General features: G+C 68.8%; 1 protein-coding gene and 1 pseudogene. Both read left to right on the plus strand.

Features of this window, described 5'->3' with window-relative positions; translation table 11 throughout:
• Positions 1–201, plus strand: a pseudogene (locus EOA75_RS33675) (glycosyl transferase); the annotation flags it as partial.
• Positions 201–519: GtrA family protein (locus tag EOA75_RS33680; RefSeq protein ID WP_127326196.1), on the plus strand; the 319-nt coding region annotated here is incomplete at its 3' end. The pseudogene EOA75_RS33675 and the gene EOA75_RS33680, both read left to right, overlap by 1 nt.

Genomic DNA, 519 nt, shown 5'->3' on the forward strand with positions numbered 1-519 from the left:
GTGCTGTCGGTTGGCCTGCTCCTCTTGTCCATGCTGGCGATGGTCACCGGGCTGATCCTCGATTCGGTGTCGCGCGGCCGGGCCGAACAGAAGCGCATCTTCTATCTTTCCATCCCTGCCGGCCGCATCGAGCGACGCGCGGGCTTCAACGGCGAGGCCTCCCCGAAGAGGGAGCCGGGCAAGGCCTCGCGAGCCGCCTGATGGTCCGGCTTGCCCGCTTCGTGCTTGCCGGCGGCACCGGCTTCGTTGCCGATGCGGCCGCGCTCTGGCTGCTGCTTTCCGTCACGCCGCTCGGGCCGCTGGAGGCACGCGTGCTGTCGATCGGCTTCGCGCTCACCGTCACCTGGCAGATCAACCGGCATTTGACCTTTGCGCCGTCGAGCCGAGGCATCGCGCAGGAGGGCGCGCGTTACGGCGGGGTCGGCGTCGCCACCAGCATCGTGAATTATCTCGCCTATTGTGCCCTTCTGTTCGCGCTGCCCTCCCTGCCGCCGCTGGCGGCGCTGACGGTCGCCATCG

Origin of the sequence: Mesorhizobium sp. M1A.F.Ca.IN.022.07.1.1, from assembly GCF_003997575.1 — a bacterium.
Classification (GTDB): Bacteria; Pseudomonadota; Alphaproteobacteria; order Rhizobiales; family Rhizobiaceae; genus Mesorhizobium.